Raw genomic sequence first — 16,328 nt, 5'->3', positions numbered from 1 at the left:
CCCCGCAGTCGCATTAGGGTGCGCGCCATGATGATCCCCTCTTTCCCGCGGCTGGCGCTGCATGCGCTGGCGAGCCTCGGCCAATGACCGATTTTGCAGCGCTGCTGGCTGCCGATCGCGGGCAATCCGCGCGGCCCATCCACCTGGTTGACAAGGATAGTTTTGGCGACTGGGTCAGGCGCCGCCCGGCCGAAGACCGAGCGTTGCTGGAGGCCAACCGCTTCGACGGCAAGACCGGCTATGCCAGAGTCGTCTTGCCGCGCGGCAACGCGTTCGAGGTGGTCAGCACGGTCGCCAACGTCGACGACCTATCGCCGTGGTGCCTTGCCAAGCTGTCCGACAGCCTGCCCGAAGGCACTTACCGTCTGGCCGAGGGGCAACCCGGCAAGGCGGCGCTCGGCTGGCTGCTCGCCCAGCACAGGTTCGACACGTTCAAAAGCAAGCCGGAGGACGCGGAGCGCGGCCCGCGCGTGCTGGTGACCGGAGAGGCGGCGGCGGTCGATCCCGCCGTCCGGCTGGCCACTGCCACAGCCCTTGTCCGCGATCTCGTCAATACGCCCGCGCTGCAGCTTGGACCCGCCGAACTGGAACAGGCGGTCCGCGACCGGCTGTCCGGCACCGGTGCCGATATCGCGGTCACCAAAGGGGATGCGCTCGATACGGGCTATCCGCTGATCGCTGCGGTCGGCGGCGCCGCCGTCGACGACCGCGCCCCCCGGCTGATCGAGGCCGAATGGGGCAAGCCCGACCATCCGCGCCTAGCCATCGTCGGCAAGGGCGTATGTTTCGACACCGGCGGGCTCGACCTCAAGCCCGGCAGCGGCATGCGGTTGATGAAAAAGGACATGGGCGGCGCCGCCCACGCGCTGGCGCTGGCGTGGCTGGTGATCGCCGCTCGGCTGCCGGTGCGCCTGCACCTGCTGATCCCGGCGGTCGAGAATGCCGTGTCCGGCGCCGCGCTCCGCCCCGGCGACGTCGTCAAGTCGCGCCAGGGCCTGCAGGTCGAAATCGACAATACCGATGCCGAAGGCCGGCTTATCCTTGCCGACGCGCTGGCCAAGGCAGCCGAAGCCGGGCCCGAGCTGATCGTCGATTTTGCCACGCTCACCGGCGCGGCGCGCATCGCCCTCGGCCCCGACCTTCCCGCGCTGTTCGTCACCGACGACGACCTTGCCGGCCAGATCGAGGCCGGCGCCAGGCAGGCCGACGACCCGCTGTGGCGGATGCCCTTGTGGGATGCCTACGACGAGATGCTGAAAAGCGACGTCGCAGACCTGGCCAACGCCTCCGGGTCGCCGATGGCCGGCGCCGTCACGGCGGCGATGTTCATGAAGCGATTCCTGCCCGACGGACTGCCGTGGGCGCACCTCGACACCTTCGCCTGGCGGGACAGCGCGAAGCCCGGCCGGCCCAAGGGCGGGGAGGCGCTTGGCCTGCGCGCGGTGTTCGCGGCACTTCAGAACAGGTTTACTGCCTGATAGAAAGCACCGTTTACCGCGATTAACGCGGATTTTCGGCCATTTAGCGGTTACATCGCTGCAACAATTCCCCGCCTTGCCGGTTTAACGGACAAGTGCGCGACGCGCGGAGGATTGTTCAAAAATGGCCGACACTTCACTGTCAGCCTGGATGCGGGCACTGATCGCTTACGTCCGGTCAGGCGAACCCGATCTCACCAATCGCCAGATGGCCTTGCTCATGCTCGTCTACCTGACGCCCGGCCCGCATACCGTCCGCGGTCTTGCCAAGGTCCTTGGCGTTTCCAAGCCCGTCGTCACGCGCGCCTTGAATACGCTTGGCGCCCTCGGCTATCTGCGCCGCGAACGGGATCAGGACGACCGCCGCAACGTGTTCGTTGTCCGGACCAAGGACGGGGCCGATTTCCTTGAAGATTTCAAACGCAACCTCCGCGACAGCGACGGGTCGACCGCCAGCACCCGGCCCATCATCGGGCAGCGCGAATTCGCCCATTGAGGCGGAATATGCGCTGTCGGGGCCGTCGAACCTGCCCGATCCGCACTTCCACGCCTTTCGCAACGACCTTGCCGACATCGCCCTCGCCGGGCGCGTAATTGCATCGCACTATGTCGCGCCGGGCATGCGCGCGGTGGTCGCTGCGTCGCCGCTGCTCGATGCCGGCCGGGCGGAAGCGGACGTCATCGGACAGCTACAGATCGGCGACCCCTTCGACCTGCTCGACGACAGCCTGGGCTGGGCATGGGGCTATGCCGGCAAGGACCGGCGCGTCGGCTACGTCCGCTCAAGCGCGCTCGGCGACGCCTGATCAGACCATCGAGCGCAGCCAGTAAAGCTGCCACAGGCTGCTTCCGATTAGCAGCAGGATAAGCGCGATAATCGCCAAGTCGCGCTTAGGCGCATAGGGCCGCCGCGCCGGAAACAGCAGCCACGCCGAGACCGCCGACAGGAAGATCGTCACCAGCGCGACGTTGCGGACGTACGTGATCACCGCCGACCGGACATAGCCGCTGCCGTCCGCTTCGTTGATCGCGTGCGGGTCGGTCAGGAAACCCGTCGCCCACGCAATCACCGTTCCAAGGAGCAGGAAGCCGCCGACAAACATCCGGCCACGGCCGATGCCGCGGTTCCTCACATCTCGCCCCGCTTCCGGCGGATTTCGAACCATTTGCGGACGTTGGCCTGTTGCTCGGCAAGCGTCCGGGCAAAGACGTGCCCGCCCGTTCCGTCGGCGACGAAGTAAAGCGCCTCGGTCTCTGCCGGGTCGAGCACCGCGGCGATGCTCTCCCTGCCCGGGTTGGCGATCGGCCCCGGCGGCAGGCCGGCATTGCGATAGGTATTGTACGGATTACCGTCGTTCAGCTCCGACCGCAGGATCCGCCGGCCCAGCGGCTTGCCCTTGGTAATCGGGTAAATGACGGTGGGGTCGGCATCCAGCTTCATGCCGATGCGCAGCCGGTTGCAGTAGACGCCCGCCACCGTGCGCCGCTCCGACGGTTTGCCGGTTTCTTTCTCGACGATCGACGCCAGCGTGACGGCTTCCTGCGGCGTGCGGACCGGGCACGTCGCCTTGCGCTTCGGCCACAGGTCGGCAAGCGCCTTGTCCATCGCCGCTTGCATCCGCGCCGCGACCGCCGCGCGGGTTTCCCCGCGCTGATAGCTGTAGCTGTTGGGAAGCACGGACCCTTCCGCGATCTGCGGCAGCAGACCGGTCAGATACTTATTCGCCGCCAATTTTTCGGCGACGATGATCGACGGCATGCCTTCGGTCACGGTGACCAGCCGCTGCACCGGCCGCCCGTGCTGCAACAGGTCCAGGATACCGGCCGCGCCGGTGCCCTTTGGAATTTCGAATTCGCCGGCCTGGATCGGGTCGCCCGCGCCAAACAGCCGCGAGAACAGGTAGAAGGTGCGCGCGCTCCCCGGGATCGCGCCCTTCTGCTCGAGCTGGCGCCCGACCGAGGCCGCGGTTGCGCCTTCCTCGACGATGATCGTGTGCGGACCGGGCGTCGGCCCTGCGCTCCACCACATCATGCCGACCCCGGCGAGGGCCGCGACGGCGATCGCGGCCGCGACAAGCAGCAGGAGCCGCTTCACACGGCCTTCATGATTAGGGACGCGTTGGTGCCGCCGAAACCGAAGCTGTTGTTCAGCACCGCCTTCACTTCGCGTTTCTTGGCCTTGTGCGGGACAAGGTCGACGCCTTCCGTGCCCTCGTCGGGATCGTCGAGGTTAAGCGTCGGCGGGACGATCTGGTCGCGGATGGCGAGGATGCAGAAGATCGCTTCCACCGCGCCGGCGCCGCCGAGCAGGTGGCCGATCGCCGATTTGGTCGAGCTCATCGACGCACCGCACAGATCGTCGCCCAGCACGCGCTTGACCGCCGCGAGCTCGATCGTGTCGGCCATGGTCGAGGTGCCATGGGCATTGACGTAATCGATGTCGCAGGGTCCAAGCCCCGCCTTCTTCAACGCCATGCGCATCGCCAGCTCGGCGCCGCGGCCCTCGGGATGCGGAGCGGTCACGTGATAGGCGTCGCCGGACAGGCCATAGCCGACGACTTCGGCATAGATTTTCGCGCCGCGCGCCTTGGCGTGCTCATATTCCTCCAGCACGACGACGCCCGCGCCCTCGCCCATGACGAAGCCTTCGCGGCCCTTGTCATAAGGGCGGCTGGCCTGTTCGGGCCGGTCGTTGAAGCTGGTGTTGAGCGCGCGCGCCTGCGCGAAACCCGCCACGCCAAGCGGGTTGATGGTGCTTTCGGCGCCGCCGGCAAGCATGATGTCGGCGTCGTCGTCCTTGATCATCCGCGCCGCGTCGCCGATCGAATGGGCGCCGGTCGAACAGGCGGTGACCACCGAATGGTTGGGACCCATCAGGCCATATTTGATCGACACCTGGCCGCTGGTCAGGTTGATCAGCCGGCCGTGGACGAAATGCGGGCTGACCCGTCCCGGCCCCTTTTCGGCCAGCACGTTGGATTCGCTTTCGATGCCCGGCAGGCCGCCGATGCCCGACCCGATCGACACGCCGGCGCGCTCGCGTTCGGCCTCGCTCATGTCGGTCAGCCCAGCATCTTCCAGCGCCTGGCCGGCCGCGTCGATCGCATAGACGATGAACGGATCGACCTGCCGCTGGACCTTGGCATCGACCCGCTTGTCCGGGTCGAAGCCGAATTCATGGTCCTTGGCCTTCACCTCGCCGGCGATCGTCGCCTTCTGGTCGCTGGTATCGAACCGGGTGATCGGCGCAATGCCGCTCCTCCCCGCGATCAGGTTGCGCCACGTCGTTTCGACATCGCCGCCAAGCGGGGTCACAAGCCCCAGACCCGTCACGACTACACGACGCATGCGCACTCCTCCGTCCATTCAAAATGCAAACGGCCTCCCGCAAGCTATGGGGAAGCCGTTCGTGCCGCCACAAGTCGGCTGGGATCTGCGGCGGCCGTAGCCCCGGTTAACCCTGGTTCTGGTCGATATAGTCGATGGCGTCCTTGACCGTCGCGATCTTCTCGGCGGCATCGTCCGGAATCTCGACGTTGAACTCTTCTTCGAAAGCCATGACCAGCTCGACGATGTCGAGGCTGTCGGCGCCGAGATCGTCGATGAAGCTGGCTTCTTCGGTCACCTTGTCGGCTTCGACGCCGAGGTGCTCGACAACGATCTTCTTAACCCGATCGGCAGTCTCGCTCATTGGGGCATTCCTCCGTATTTTTAATTTGCCTTGCCCTAGCCGCGCCGTGGGATGCTCGCAAGTGCGTCCGGACGCGTCTAATAACGTTGTCTGCTGCAATGCACGACACGGCTTCCCGCTCCCTCACGACAGGCGAAATCGCGCTGGCCCGCTCCGTTTTCGGCGATGCGATCGATTATCGCGCCGTAAAGCTCGTCCGCCGCAAGTGGTGGCCGCTACAGCCGAAGAATGTCGCCATGGCCCCGTGCGGCAACATCCACTTCCACCCGCACGGGGACAGCTGGTCCGACGATTTCGCCGGCGAACGGCTGTCGCTGCAGGGCTTCTTCATCCACGAAATGACTCACGTCTGGCAGGCGCAGCGCAGCGGCCGCTATTTCCTGCCGCTGATGCGCCATCCCTTTTGCCGCTATCGCTACACCTACGTCCCGGGCCGGCCGTTCGCCCGCTACGGACTGGAACAGCAGGCCGAAATCGTCCGCCATGTCTTCCTCCGCGAACGGGGCATGGGGATCGAAGCGCCGCCGCGCTCGCTACTGCCCTTCGCCGACGGAATCCGCGCCTGAACTTGCCCGGCTAACGCGCCGGATCGCCCGGGATCAGGTGGAAGGCTTGCTGGTGACCATCGAACCAGTGGAAGGCGCGGCCGTCCCACCAGCCGTTTTCCTCCAGCCGGAAGGGCACTTTCTGGCCGCCCCATTCGGGCACGGCCGCGGTCGCCTGTAGCTCGATCGACCAGCCGGTATTGGGGTAGATTCCGGCCGCCCCGCGCGGGCTCGGGGCCTGGTCGTCCCAGAAGCCGATTGCCGGTCCTGCGCCGTGGCCGTGCAGGCCCAGCGGATGCGAATAGACGGTCCCGTCGATGCCTTCGCGCGCCATCGCGGCCCGAACCTTGACCAGCGCGCCGTTGCCCGACGCCGATCCCGGCAGGGCGTCCAGCAACAGCGCCTGCATCCGGTTGGCCTGGCGCAGCCCCGCGCGAAGCCCCGCCGGCGCCTCGCGCTCGCCGGGGCGCAGGACGTAGGCCAGGTGCTGGACGTCGCTATTGAGGCCATAGAGCGTCACGCCGAAATCGACGTGGAGCAGGTCGCCCGGCTGGATGACGGCATCGCCGTCCAGTTCCTTCGACCCGTTGCGGAAAATCGAAATTGACGGGCTGAACCAGGTGCCAAGGCCAAGCCCGGCAATCCGCTCGCGCAGCCACCAGCGGGCATCGTCCGCACTCGTCCTGCCCGGCGTGATGACCTTGCGCGAATACATTTCGCCAAGGATGGCATGCGTAATCCGGACCACTTCGCCCTGCCGCTTCAGCTCCGCCGGCGTCCGGGTTTCCAGCCAGCGCGTGACCAGCGGGCTGGACGATACCGTCCGCGCCGCAAGCTCCGGCCCGAATGCCGCCATCATCGCGTCATGTTGCCCCTTGCTCAGCCCGTCGGCGAAGGCGTTGTCGGGGGACACGTTGATCGCGATCCGGCGCACGTTGCGCCCGCGCAGCATCGCCGCGAGCCGGTCGAATTGCCCGACCTTGCTTTCCGGCTGCCACGCCGGCTTGAAGATGTCGCCGACCTTGTAGCGGGCGATGGAATGCGTCTCGAGCGGCTGGCCCGCGCCCGGATCGACGATCAGCAGGATGGTCTGCCGCCGCGCGGTCATTTGCTCGCCGGCGAAGAAACTCTTCATCACGACATCGTCGGCATATTCGCGGGCGCTCAGCACCCAGGCATCGATCCCCTGCTCGCGCATCAGCCGCGGCAGGATCGTCTTCACCCGCTCGGTCAGCAACTGGTCGCGAATCCGCGCCTCTTCGCGCGGCGTCGGGATTGGCGGCAATTTGGGCCCCAGCACCTCCGCATCCGCATTCGACTGCACCGCGCGTGCAGCCGCCACCGGCGCCCCCAGCGCCGCGACCGTCAGCAGGACCGCCCCCCAGCCGCGCATCAGTCCGGCGACTTCGCGACCCCGACCAGGGCCGGGCGCAACAATCGATCCTTGAGCATGTAACCGGCCTGCATCTCCTCGACGATCGTGCCGGGCTCGGCATCGCCGGTGGGAATCTCGACCATCGCCTGGTGCTTGTGCGGATCGAGCTTCTGACCCTTGGCGTCGATGCGGGTCACGCCGTTGCGGGAAAAAGCGGCGTCCAGTTCGCGCGCCGTCGCCTCGATCCCGGCAAGGAAGTTGCTGGCCACCTTGTCGCCGCGCAATTCGTCGCTAACCGCGGCCAGCGCCCGGTCGAGGTTGTCCTTGATCGCCAGCATGTCGCGGGCGAAGGTAGAGGACGCATAGGCCGCAGCCTGCTGCTTTTCCTGTTCCAGCCGGCGGCGCACGTTCTGCGTTTCCGCGGCCGCGTACAGCGCCTTGCTGTTGGCGTCTTCAAGCGCTTTTTCCAGCTCCGCCAGACGGTCGTGCTCGGCAAGCTCGGGCGCCTCGTCCGCGGTCTCCCGGCGGATCTGTTCGGCGTCCTCGTGAAAGTCGTCGTTGTCCTGCATCATCCAATCAATCTCGTTAGGGCCTTGGCCGTGAAATCCACCATGGGGACCACCCGGGCATAGTTCAACCGAGTGGGGCCGATCACGCCGACAACGCCGACTACCTGCCCATGGCTCCCGCGATAGGGCGCGGCGATGACGGAAGACCCGGACAAGGCGAACATCCGGTTCTCGCTGCCGATGAAGATGCGGCACCCCGGCGCGTCGCGCGCGCCTTCCAGCAGCCGAGCGATCTCCTGCCGGTTTTCCAGCTCGTCGAGCAGCATTCGCACCCGGTCGAGGTCGGCCGCCGCATGGTCGTCGAGCAGGTTCGCCTGCCCGCGCACGATCAGCACCGGACGGCGCTGCTGGTCCTGCGTCCAGGCGGCAAGGCCCGACGCGACCAGCTCCGCCGCCGCCGCGTCGATGGCATCCTTGCGCTCGCGGATTTCCAGCCGCAGCCGCGCCTCCGCCTCGACCAGGGTCATGCCCGCCAGCCGCGCATTCACGAAATTGGTTACCTGTTCGAGCGCGCTCGCGCTGGTCCCCGGATCGAGGTCGACGACGCGGTTTTCGACCGACCCGTCGGCGCCGACCAGCACCGCCAGCGCCCGTTCCGCCGACAAGGGCACAAGGCTGAACTGACGCAGCCGCAATTCCTGCTTCGGCGCCAGCACCACGCCGGCCGCCTGACTCAACCCCGACAGCGCCGTGGTGGCCGCGGCAAGCGCGTCCTCGATCGGCTGTTCGCGGCCAATCTGGCGCTCGATTTCAGCCTGTTCGCGCGGGTTCGGGCTGGACGCCTGCATGATGCCGTCGACGAACAGCCGAAGGCCGCTTTCGGTCGGGACCCGCCCGGCGGACGTGTGCGGGTGAGTCAGCAGCCCGCGCTCCTCCAGCTCCGACATCACGCCGCGAATCGACGCGGGCGACAGGCTGATGCTTCCGGCCAGCGCCTTCGACCCGACCGGCTGCCCGCGCTCCAGGTAGGATTCGACGACCAGCCCGAAGATATCGCGCATGCGGTCGCTCAGTTCGGTGATCGGCGGGACGGCCATGGCGCTGATCTAGGGTGCGCGGGCTCGCACCTCAACGGCTGCCGATGAACGCCGCGATCGGCAACGCCTCGGGCGCGGTGCGCAACGCCTCAAACATCGCGCGGTTGGCCTCCCGGTTGCAGCCGTAATAAACGTAGAGGTGGGACGACGGCCCCTTCTGCGTCCAGGTAACGTCGACCGATGGCATGTCGGTCGCCAGCCGGCCGCCGCAATTCGGATCGGCGACGCGCCGCTCGCCCTGCGGCCGGTACGGTTCCAGGCGCTGTTTGAAGTCGGCAAACTGCGCGGGCGTCACCGTGAACGATCGCGGGCCGGTGACAGCGGTGTGCTGGCCCCCTTCGAACTGGCCGGTCCCGTCCGACCCGACCGTGACGACGTACACCGGGCAGAAGCCGTAACAGGCCTGCGTTTCGTAGCGGATCGTTTCGACCGACCCCGCGGCCGGCGCGTCCGGTGAGCCCTGCGCGCCCGGCGCCTCGGCCGGAACGGCGGTACAGGCGGCCAGCATCAGGCTTCCCGCTGCCACGAACATCCGCATCTCGATCCTCTCCTTTTGCTTTTCCCTACGAGGGTCTAGGGGCTGCACCAACAGATTTGCAGGAGAATAACATGCGCCCGTCCGGCCGCGCCCCAGACCAGATGCGTGATATCAGCTTCGAGCCGAATTTCACGCGCCATGCCGAAGGGTCGGTGCTGGTCAGCTTCGGCGACACCCGAGTCCTCGTCACCGCCTCCGTCGAGGAGAAGGTCCCGCCGTTCCTGCGCGGCAAGGGCAAGGGCTGGGTCACCGCCGAATATGGCATGCTGCCCCGCGCCACCCATACCCGCGGCAACCGCGAGGCGGCCAAGGGCAAGCAGTCCGGGCGAACCCAGGAAATCCAGCGCCTGATCGGGCGCTCGCTGCGTGCGGTGGTCGATCTGCCGAAGCTCGGCGAACGCCAGATCACCCTCGACTGCGACGTCATCCAGGCCGACGGCGGCACGCGCACCGCGTCGATCTCCGGCGCCTGGGTCGCGTTGCGCATTGCGGTCGACAAGCTGCTCGATTCCAAGGCGCTGACCGAAGACCCGATCCGCACGCAGGTCGCGGCGGTCAGCTGCGGCATCTTCAAGGGCACGCCGGTGCTCGACCTCGATTATGACGAGGACAGCAGCGCCGGCTCCGACGGCAATTTCGTGCTCACTGGCGACGGCAATATCGTCGAGGCGCAGCTGACGGCCGAGGGCGAATTGTTCGACGAAGAACAATTGCTGCGCCTGCTGCGGCTGGCGCGGATCGGCTGCGACGAGATTTTCGCCGCCCAGCGCAAGGCCGCCGGCAAGTGAGGCCGATCGGCGACAAGCTGGTCATCGCGACCCACAATCCCGGCAAGTTGCGCGAGATTTCCGACCTGCTGCGGCCGCTCGGCATTACCTGCGTCAGCGCCGACGAACTCGATCTCCCCGAACCGGAGGAGATCGGCGTTACCTTCGTCGATAATGCCGACCTCAAGGCGCGCCAGGCGGCGGACCTGTCCGGTTTTCCCGCGCTCGCCGACGATAGCGGCCTGTGCATCGAAGCGCTGGGCGGCCGGCCCGGCATCTTTTCCGCCCGCTGGGCCGAGGATGCGCACGGCAACCGCGACTGGATGCGGGCGATGCAACGCGCGTGGGATGAAGCGCAGGCGACCGATCCCGACGCGCCGCCCGCCGCTCATTTCGCCTGTGCGCTGGCGCTGGCCTGGCCCAATGACGGCCAGGCGGAAAGCTTCGAAGGCCGCGTCGACGGCACGCTCACCTGGCCGCCGCGCGGCGACAGGGGCTTCGGCTACGACCCGATGTTCGTCCCCGTCGGCCACGACCAGACGTTCGGCGAGATGGACCCGGAGCAGAAGCACGCGATGAGCCATCGCGCCGACGCCTTCCGCAAGCTGCTGGCCGCGCTTGACCCTTCACGTTCGTCCTGAGCGGAGCGCGAAGCGCGTAGTCGAAGGGCGCGGTCCGAGATCGGCGGTGCGCCCTTCGACTTCGCTCAGGACGAACGGGGTTGTGGGGGCTTCGCCAAATGCTCTCGCCCTCTATGTCCACTGGCCGTTCTGCGTCTCCAAATGCCCGTATTGCGACTTCAACAGCCACGTCCGCGACACCGTCGACCAGCAGGCATGGCGGGACGCCCTGCTCGCCGACCTCGCGCATGAAGCGCGCCTGCTGCCCGGACGGCGGCTGACGTCCATCTTTTTCGGCGGCGGCACCCCATCGCTGATGGACCCCGCGACCGCCGCTGCGATCATCGACGCCGCCGGCCGCCACTGGGATATCGCCGACGACCTCGAGATCACGCTCGAAGCCAATCCCAATTCGGTCGAGGCGGCACGCTTCGCGGACCTTGCCGCGGCCGGCATTGACCGCCTGTCGCTCGGCCTGCAAAGTTTCGACGACGACCAGCTGCGTTTCCTTGGCCGCGCCCATTCGGCGGCGGAAGGGCAAGCCGCGCTGGCCATTGCCCAGCGCCATTTCGATCGCGTCAGCTTCGATCTCATCTATGCGCTGCCCGGCGACACGGAGGCGGGGTGGGAAGCGACGCTGCGCCGGGCGCTGGCGCTGGGCACCACCCACCTGTCGCTTTACCAGCTGACCATCGAACCCGGCACGCGCTTCGCCACCGACGTCGCCCGCGGCGCCTTCGAACCGCTCGACCCGGAAACCTCCGCCAACCTGTTCGAACTGACCGCTGCCGTCACTGCGGATGCGGGCCTGCCTGCCTATGAAATCAGCAACCACGCCGCCCCCGGCGCCGAAAGCCGCCACAACCTTACCTACTGGCGCTACGGCGATTACGCCGGGATCGGCCCCGGCGCCCATGGCCGCCGGCAGGGACAGCGCACCGTCCGCCATCGCAAACCGGAAAACTTCCTGTCCGGGCTTGCCCGCAACGGCCACGGCATCGCGGAGGAAGACCGGCTGTCGCCGGCCGAGGCCGCCGACGAGGCGCTGGTAATGGGCCTGCGCCTGGCCGAAGGGATCGACGCCGCCGCGCTGGAAGCGCGCTTCGGCACGCCGCTGGTGGATTGGGACAAGGTCGACCGACTGGCGGCGAGCGGTCATCTTGTCCGCTCCGGCGCGCGCATTGCCACGACGCCCGCGGGACGCCTGTTGCTCGATCACTTGCTCGGCGAAATCGCCGCCTGATTCCGGCGCTTGCGGGGTGGCGGGCGATCCGTGATGATCGCGCGATGGATCCTGGCCTGTATATCGTCGCCACCCCGATCGGGAACTTGGGCGATTTCAGCCCGCGCGCGGCGCAGACTCTGCGCGACGCCGACCTGGTGTTGGCCGAAGACACGCGGGTGACCGGAAAGCTGCTGGCCCAGGCGGGGTCGAAGGCAACCATGCGGCGCTACGACGACCATTCCACCGACCGCCAGCGCGACGACATCGTCGCCCGCCTTGGCAGCGACGTGGTGGCGCTGGTTAGCGATGCCGGAACGCCGCTGATTTCCGACCCTGGCTACAAACTGGTCCGCGCCGCGCGCGATGCCGGGCACGACGTCCGCACCATGCCGGGCCCGTGCGCCGCGATCGCGGGCCTCAGCGTCGCGGGCCTGCCCACCGACCGCTTCCTGTTCATGGGTTTCCTGCCAGCCAAGGCAAAGGCGCGGTCCGACGCCATCGCCGAGGTCGCGACCCTGCGCGCGACGCTGGTTTTCTACGAATCCGGGTCGCGCCTTGCCGATAGCCTGCGCGCGCTCGAAGCCGGGCTTGGCCCGCGCGACGCGGCGGTGGCCCGCGAAATCACCAAGCTGCACGAGGAATGCGTGACCGGCACGCTGGGCGAGCTTGCCGGCCGTTACGCCGATAGCGTCGCGAGGGGGGAGATCGTCATCATCGTCGGCCCGCCGCCGGAGGCCGCGGCAGCGTCCGACGAGACCATCGACCGAATGCTTGGCGACGCCTTGCAGACGCTGTCGCCGTCGCGCGCGGCGGCCGACGTTGCCGAACGGCTCAACCTGCCGCGCAAGCGCGTCTACGCCCGCGCGCTCGACCTGTCCCGCGCGTGAGCCGGCAGCAGGCGGAACGCCGCGGTCGGACCGCGGAAACCATCGCCTGCTGGTACCTGCGCCTGAAAGGCTGGCGGATCCTGGCTCGCCGCGCCCGTGCGCCGGGCGGCGAAGTGGATATCGTCGCGCGCCGCGGACGGATCGTCGCCTTCGTCGAGGTCAAGGCGCGCAATTCGGCGGAGGCCGCGGGCTTCGCGCTCGACCGGCACCGCCTGCGCCGCGTCGCGATCGCCGCCGAACGGCTTGCGCAGCGCTTTGCCCGCGACGGCGACAGCATCCGCATCGACGCGCTGTTCGTCGTGCCCGGGAGGCTTCCCCGCCACCTGCAAGATGTCTGGCAAGGGTGACAAAGCCGCCCTGCTGACATAGGCGCGGCCAATGCCGCTTCGCATCGCCTTCCAGATGGACCCGCTCGACCGCATCAACGTCGCCGGCGATTCCACCTTCGCCTTGATGCTGAAGGCGCAGGCGCTGGGCCACGCGCTGTTTCACTACGTGCCGCAGGACCTGACCTACGCCGACGGCCGCGTATGGGCGATGGCACATCCGGTTACCGTGCAGCGGGGCGGCGACGGCCACTTCAGCTTCGGTGATCCGCGCGTGCTCGATCTTGGCAGCGACGTCGACGTGGTGATGATGCGGCAGGATCCGCCGTTCGACCTTGGCTACATTACCGCCACGCACCTGCTCGAACGGATCAGCGAAACGACGCTGGTCGTCAACGATCCGCGCGCGGTGCGCAATGCGCCGGAAAAGCTGTGGGTGCTCGATTTCGCCCGTTTCATGCCGCCGACCGCCATCACCCGCTCGCTCGGCGTAGCGCGCAAATTCCTCGCCGACCACGGCGACATCGTGCTCAAGCCGCTGCACGGCTTTGCCGGCGGGTCGGTGTTCCGCATCGGCGCGGACGGCCGCAATCTGTCGGCGCTGATCGAACAGTTCAATTCGACCTATGTCGAACCGCACATGCTGCAGAAATTCCTCCCCGAGATCGCGCAGGGCGACAAGCGCATCGTGCTGGTCGACGGCGAGGTCGCGGGCGCGGTCAACCGGGTTCCCGCGGCGGGCGAGATCCGGTCCAACCTCGCCGTCGGCGGATCCGGGCAGAAGACCGAACTGACCGACGGCGAGCGCGAAATCTGCGCCGCGCTTGGCCCCGAGCTGAAGCAGCGCGGCCTGCTGTTCGTCGGCATCGACGTCATAGGCGGCAGGTGGCTGACCGAAATCAACGTCACGTCGCCCACCGGTATCGTCGCCATCGACGCCTTCAACGGCACCGACACGCCCGCCCTCGTCTGGCAGGCGGTCGAGCGCCGCCTGTCCGACCGCAAGCCGGGCTGAGCCCAATGAACGACTGGGTCGTCCGCCTGATCGAACAATCGGGCTATCTGGGCGTCGGCTTCCTGATGTTCCTGGAAACGGTGTTCCCGCCGATCCCGTCGGAAATCATCATGACCGTGGCCGGGGTCACCGCCGCCAACGGCAAGCTCGACCTGATGATGGTGATCCTGTCCGGAACGGCCGGCGCGATGCTCGGCAACATCTTCTGGTATCTCGCCGCCCGCGCCCTCGGCATCCAGCGGCTGCGGCCGTTTATTCAAAAATATGGCAAGTGGCTGACGCTCACCTGGCGCGACATCGAACGGGCGCACGACTGGATGGACCGGCGCGGCGCGCTGTTCGTGATGGTCGGCCGGGTGATCCCGTCGATCCGCTCGCTGGTTTCGGTGCCGGCCGGCCTGCTCGACATGCGCTTCAAAAGCTTCGTCATCGCCTCGACCATCGGCACCTTCGCCTGGACCGCCTTGCTCGCCGGTGCCGGCTTTCAGCTCAAGTCCAGCTTCGAACAGGTCGACCAGTTCATCACGCCGTTCGCCAACACCGTTCTGGTGACGATGGTGCTGGTCTATCTGTGGCGGCTGGCCACCCACAAGGGCAGCTGATCCGGTCCGATCCGGACTAATGATTTGGCCGCGGTTTACGCCTTGGCGCTCATCTCTCCGGTGCCGCGGCGAAACGTCAACCCCACTGGCGGGACGCCGCGGTCAACGTTCACGCACGAGGGTGGGCGTGGCGGTACACATCGAGCAGATGCGCCGCGTCCACCTTCGTATAAATCTGCGTCGACGACAGGCTGGCATGGCCCAGCAATTCCTGCAGCGACCGCAAGTCTGCCCCGCGCGCCAGCAGGTGCGTCGCGAAGCTGTGCCGCAACGCATGCGGGGTCAGCGTGTCGGGCAAACCCAACCGCACCCGCGCCGCGCGCACCGCGCGCCGCACCAGGTCGGCGCTAAGCGGCCCTCCCCGCGCCCCGAGGAACAGCGGCGTATCGCCGTCGACCGGATAGGGGCATTCGCGCAGATATTCCGCGATCGCTTCGCGCACCGCCTTCACGACCGGGACGATGCGCGTCTTCGCCCGCTTGCCGGTGACCCGGATGGCCTCGCCGATCGGCAGGTCGCGCGCGGTCAGTGACAGCGCTTCCGAGACGCGCAGCCCCGATCCGTACAGCAGCAACAGAATGGCAAGGTCGCGCGCGCCGATCCACGGTTCCGACCCATAAGCGCCGGCATCCTCGGCCAGCGCGATCGCCTCGTCCGGAGCCGCCGGCCGAGGCAGCGTGCGCGGCTTTCGCGGAGCGCGCGTGCGCGGCACGTTGGGTTCGCTGCCGACCTGCTCCGCGGCGTATTTGAGGAAGGCGCGAACGCCCGACAGCTCGCGCGCCGCCGACGCCGCGCCAAGCCCGCCGTTGCGCCGGGCGGCAAGGAAGGCGCGCAGGTCCGCGGCACCGATCGCGAGCAGCCCGCTCTCCTCGACCGGCCCGCCGCGATAATCGCCCAGGAAACGGATCAGCCGGTGCGCGGTCCCGGCATAAGCGCGGACCGTATGCGCGGACCGACGGCGGTCGTGCGCCAAATGCGCCGACCATCGCACGACCAGCGCCGATGCCGGATGGACCAGTTCACCCACCGGCACGGTATAGCGCGGACGAGCCCCGCTCGGCCAACCTCTATTTGCGAGGCTGGGCCGTGCAGCCGCTCACCCGCGCTCGCCCTCCGCGACGACAATCGACGACGCATGCAGATGCGCAATCTTCCAGACGCCGTCCCGGCGTTGGAAAACCAGCGTCCGCCGGCCCAGTCCCTTCTCGGTCTTGCCAAGATGGAAGGTGGCGATGGCGGAATCGCCAAACTGCTGAATCTGGACGTCCTGGGGATCGATCTGCAGCGGCTCTCCGCGACGAGCGTCGAACAGCTTGCCGAACCATCCGGTGACCGCCGCACGTCCGCTGATGCGGTGCAGCGGAAACGGCTTCTGCGGAAAGAACACCGTGGCGTCAGTGGCGAACAGGTCGGAGAAGGCTTCCTTGTCGAGGCTGCGGAATGAGACCACGAAGGCATTTAGGGCCTCGGCGACGCTGCCGGGCTCGGCAATCGCGGTTGCGGGCTGCTGGTACGCGGCCGCGGGCACGGCCGCCAGGCTGGCGGCCATCGCCGCAATTATCGGGAAACGCATCGTAAACCCCTGCTCTTAAGCTGACCCGTGTCAGCAAAGGCCAAGGTTAGGATCGTGGTCGTTGGCCCGGCAGTGCCGAA

General features: G+C 67.7%; 21 protein-coding genes. 11 read left to right on the top strand and 10 right to left on the bottom strand.

The window, feature by feature from the left end:
• Positions 1-83: 83 nt before the first annotated feature.
• From H8M03_RS12340 to H8M03_RS12330, 3 genes are all read left to right on the top strand, one after another.
• Entirely contained in the window at positions 84-1,478 is a 1,395-nt protein-coding gene (locus H8M03_RS12340; protein WP_187479710.1) for a leucyl aminopeptidase family protein, read from the top strand.
• A gap of 151 nt (positions 1,479-1,629) precedes the next feature.
• Positions 1,630-1,974 carry a MarR family winged helix-turn-helix transcriptional regulator gene (locus H8M03_RS12335; RefSeq protein WP_187481078.1) on the top strand — a complete coding sequence of 115 codons (345 nt, stop codon included), beginning with the start codon at positions 1,630-1,632 and terminating at the stop codon, positions 1,972-1,974.
• A gap of 133 nt (positions 1,975-2,107) precedes the next feature.
• Positions 2,108-2,284, top strand: coding sequence for a hypothetical protein (locus tag H8M03_RS12330; RefSeq protein ID WP_187479709.1), 177 nt, complete (start codon positions 2,108-2,110; stop codon positions 2,282-2,284).
• Here H8M03_RS12330 and H8M03_RS12325 read toward each other — a convergent pair whose 3' ends face one another.
• The 4 genes from H8M03_RS12325 to H8M03_RS12310 form a co-directional block, all read right to left on the bottom strand.
• Positions 2,285-2,611, bottom strand: a complete 327-nt coding sequence (locus H8M03_RS12325) for a hypothetical protein (protein WP_187479708.1) — start codon at positions 2,609-2,611, stop codon at positions 2,285-2,287.
• Positions 2,608-3,573: an endolytic transglycosylase MltG gene (gene mltG / locus H8M03_RS12320; RefSeq protein ID WP_246448914.1), complete on the bottom strand. Its 966-nt coding sequence runs from the start codon at positions 3,571-3,573 to the stop codon at positions 2,608-2,610. The genes H8M03_RS12325 and mltG overlap by 4 nt, the downstream gene beginning before the upstream one ends.
• Positions 3,570-4,826: a beta-ketoacyl-ACP synthase II gene (gene fabF / locus H8M03_RS12315; RefSeq protein ID WP_187479707.1), complete on the bottom strand. Its 1,257-nt coding sequence runs from the start codon at positions 4,824-4,826 to the stop codon at positions 3,570-3,572. Before fabF ends, mltG begins: the two co-directional genes overlap by 4 nt.
• 106 nt (positions 4,827-4,932) lie before the next feature.
• Complete coding sequence (locus tag H8M03_RS12310; RefSeq protein ID WP_187479706.1) at positions 4,933-5,169, bottom strand: acyl carrier protein; 237 nt, start codon at positions 5,167-5,169, stop codon at positions 4,933-4,935.
• A gap of 98 nt (positions 5,170-5,267) precedes the next feature.
• On the opposite strand from H8M03_RS12310, the gene H8M03_RS12305 reads away from it, so the two are divergent.
• Positions 5,268-5,735, top strand: coding sequence for a vgr related protein (locus tag H8M03_RS12305; protein WP_187479705.1), 468 nt, complete (start codon positions 5,268-5,270; stop codon positions 5,733-5,735).
• A gap of 10 nt (positions 5,736-5,745) precedes the next feature.
• Here the strand turns inward: H8M03_RS12305 and H8M03_RS12300 are convergent, their stop codons facing one another.
• The 4 genes from H8M03_RS12300 to H8M03_RS12285 are packed head-to-tail and all read right to left on the bottom strand — an operon-like array spanning position 5,746 to position 9,233.
• Positions 5,746-7,107, bottom strand: a complete 1,362-nt coding sequence (locus H8M03_RS12300; protein WP_187479704.1) for a M24 family metallopeptidase — start codon at positions 7,105-7,107, stop codon at positions 5,746-5,748.
• Positions 7,107-7,658 (bottom strand): nucleotide exchange factor GrpE, encoded by a 552-nt coding sequence (grpE, locus tag H8M03_RS12295; protein WP_187481076.1) that lies wholly within the window; start codon positions 7,656-7,658, stop codon positions 7,107-7,109. The genes H8M03_RS12300 and grpE overlap by 1 nt, the downstream gene beginning before the upstream one ends.
• A complete protein-coding gene (gene hrcA, locus H8M03_RS12290; RefSeq protein WP_187479703.1) occupies positions 7,658-8,695 on the bottom strand; it encodes a heat-inducible transcriptional repressor HrcA in 1,038 nt (345 codons plus the stop codon). Before hrcA ends, grpE begins: the two co-directional genes overlap by 1 nt.
• A gap of 31 nt (positions 8,696-8,726) precedes the next feature.
• Positions 8,727-9,233, bottom strand: a complete 507-nt coding sequence (locus tag H8M03_RS12285) for a DUF6438 domain-containing protein (RefSeq protein WP_187479702.1) — start codon at positions 9,231-9,233, stop codon at positions 8,727-8,729.
• 71 nt (positions 9,234-9,304) lie between these two features.
• On the opposite strand from H8M03_RS12285, the gene rph reads away from it, so the two are divergent.
• The 7 genes from rph to H8M03_RS12250 all read left to right on the top strand — a co-directional run bounded on the left by rph (position 9,305) and on the right by H8M03_RS12250 (position 14,675).
• On the top strand, positions 9,305-10,021 hold the full coding sequence (gene rph, locus H8M03_RS12280) for a ribonuclease PH (RefSeq protein WP_187479701.1): 717 nt from the start codon (positions 9,305-9,307) through the stop codon (positions 10,019-10,021).
• Complete coding sequence (gene rdgB, locus H8M03_RS12275) at positions 10,018-10,641, top strand: RdgB/HAM1 family non-canonical purine NTP pyrophosphatase (RefSeq protein ID WP_246448912.1); 624 nt, start codon at positions 10,018-10,020, stop codon at positions 10,639-10,641. The genes rph and rdgB overlap by 4 nt, the downstream gene beginning before the upstream one ends.
• Positions 10,642-10,723: 82 nt before the next feature.
• The gene (gene hemW / locus H8M03_RS12270; RefSeq protein ID WP_187479700.1) at positions 10,724-11,863 is read left to right on the top strand and encodes a radical SAM family heme chaperone HemW; all 1,140 of its coding nucleotides are present in this window, start codon (positions 10,724-10,726) and stop codon (positions 11,861-11,863) included.
• Positions 11,864-11,907: 44 nt separating this feature from the next.
• Positions 11,908-12,732 carry a 16S rRNA (cytidine(1402)-2'-O)-methyltransferase gene (rsmI, locus tag H8M03_RS12265; RefSeq protein WP_187479699.1) on the top strand — a complete coding sequence of 275 codons (825 nt, stop codon included), beginning with the start codon at positions 11,908-11,910 and terminating at the stop codon, positions 12,730-12,732.
• Complete coding sequence (locus H8M03_RS12260; protein ID WP_187479698.1) at positions 12,729-13,079, top strand: YraN family protein; 351 nt, start codon at positions 12,729-12,731, stop codon at positions 13,077-13,079. Before rsmI ends, H8M03_RS12260 begins: the two co-directional genes overlap by 4 nt.
• Positions 13,080-13,110: 31 nt before the next feature.
• A complete protein-coding gene (gene gshB, locus H8M03_RS12255) occupies positions 13,111-14,073 on the top strand; it encodes a glutathione synthase (RefSeq protein ID WP_187479697.1) in 963 nt (320 codons plus the stop codon).
• Between the two features lie 5 nt (positions 14,074-14,078).
• On the top strand, positions 14,079-14,675 hold the full coding sequence (locus H8M03_RS12250; protein ID WP_187479696.1) for a DedA family protein: 597 nt from the start codon (positions 14,079-14,081) through the stop codon (positions 14,673-14,675).
• A 109-nt stretch (positions 14,676-14,784) separates the two neighbouring features.
• On the opposite strand, the gene H8M03_RS12245 is transcribed toward H8M03_RS12250, so the two are convergent.
• Entirely contained in the window at positions 14,785-15,702 is a 918-nt protein-coding gene (locus tag H8M03_RS12245) for a tyrosine recombinase XerC (protein ID WP_246448911.1), read from the bottom strand.
• Between the two features lie 69 nt (positions 15,703-15,771).
• On the bottom strand, positions 15,772-16,224 hold the full coding sequence (locus H8M03_RS12240; RefSeq protein WP_187479695.1) for a nuclear transport factor 2 family protein: 453 nt from the start codon (positions 16,222-16,224) through the stop codon (positions 15,772-15,774).
• Positions 16,225-16,328 lie beyond the last annotated feature (104 nt).

This window comes from Sphingomonas sabuli (assembly GCF_014352855.1).
Lineage (GTDB): Bacteria > Pseudomonadota > Alphaproteobacteria > Sphingomonadales > Sphingomonadaceae > Sphingomicrobium > Sphingomicrobium sabuli.
Note: the sequence above shows the minus strand (reverse complement) of the source record. Positions and strands in the feature narration are given on the sequence as shown.

Coding starts and splice junctions, on each gene's coding strand:
- H8M03_RS12305 (WP_187479705.1), top strand. CDS start 5,268: ATGCACGACACGGCTTCCCGCTCCCTCACGACAGGCGAAATCGCGCTG.
- H8M03_RS12340 (WP_187479710.1), top strand. CDS start 84: ATGACCGATTTTGCAGCGCTGCTGGCTGCCGATCGCGGGCAATCCGCG.
- H8M03_RS12335 (WP_187481078.1), top strand. CDS start 1,630: ATGCGGGCACTGATCGCTTACGTCCGGTCAGGCGAACCCGATCTCACC.
- fabF (WP_187479707.1), bottom strand. CDS start 4,826: ATGCGTCGTGTAGTCGTGACGGGTCTGGGGCTTGTGACCCCGCTTGGC.
- rph (WP_187479701.1), top strand. CDS start 9,305: ATGCGCCCGTCCGGCCGCGCCCCAGACCAGATGCGTGATATCAGCTTC.
- H8M03_RS12250 (WP_187479696.1), top strand. CDS start 14,079: ATGAACGACTGGGTCGTCCGCCTGATCGAACAATCGGGCTATCTGGGC.
- H8M03_RS12300 (WP_187479704.1), bottom strand. CDS start 7,107: ATGCGCGGCTGGGGGGCGGTCCTGCTGACGGTCGCGGCGCTGGGGGCG.
- H8M03_RS12285 (WP_187479702.1), bottom strand. CDS start 9,233: ATGCGGATGTTCGTGGCAGCGGGAAGCCTGATGCTGGCCGCCTGTACC.
- H8M03_RS12310 (WP_187479706.1), bottom strand. CDS start 5,169: ATGAGCGAGACTGCCGATCGGGTTAAGAAGATCGTTGTCGAGCACCTC.
- hrcA (WP_187479703.1), bottom strand. CDS start 8,695: ATGGCCGTCCCGCCGATCACCGAACTGAGCGACCGCATGCGCGATATC.
- rsmI (WP_187479699.1), top strand. CDS start 11,908: ATGGATCCTGGCCTGTATATCGTCGCCACCCCGATCGGGAACTTGGGC.
- H8M03_RS12240 (WP_187479695.1), bottom strand. CDS start 16,224: ATGGCCGCCAGCCTGGCGGCCGTGCCCGCGGCCGCGTACCAGCAGCCC.
- grpE (WP_187481076.1), bottom strand. CDS start 7,658: ATGCAGGACAACGACGACTTTCACGAGGACGCCGAACAGATCCGCCGG.
- gshB (WP_187479697.1), top strand. CDS start 13,111: ATGCCGCTTCGCATCGCCTTCCAGATGGACCCGCTCGACCGCATCAAC.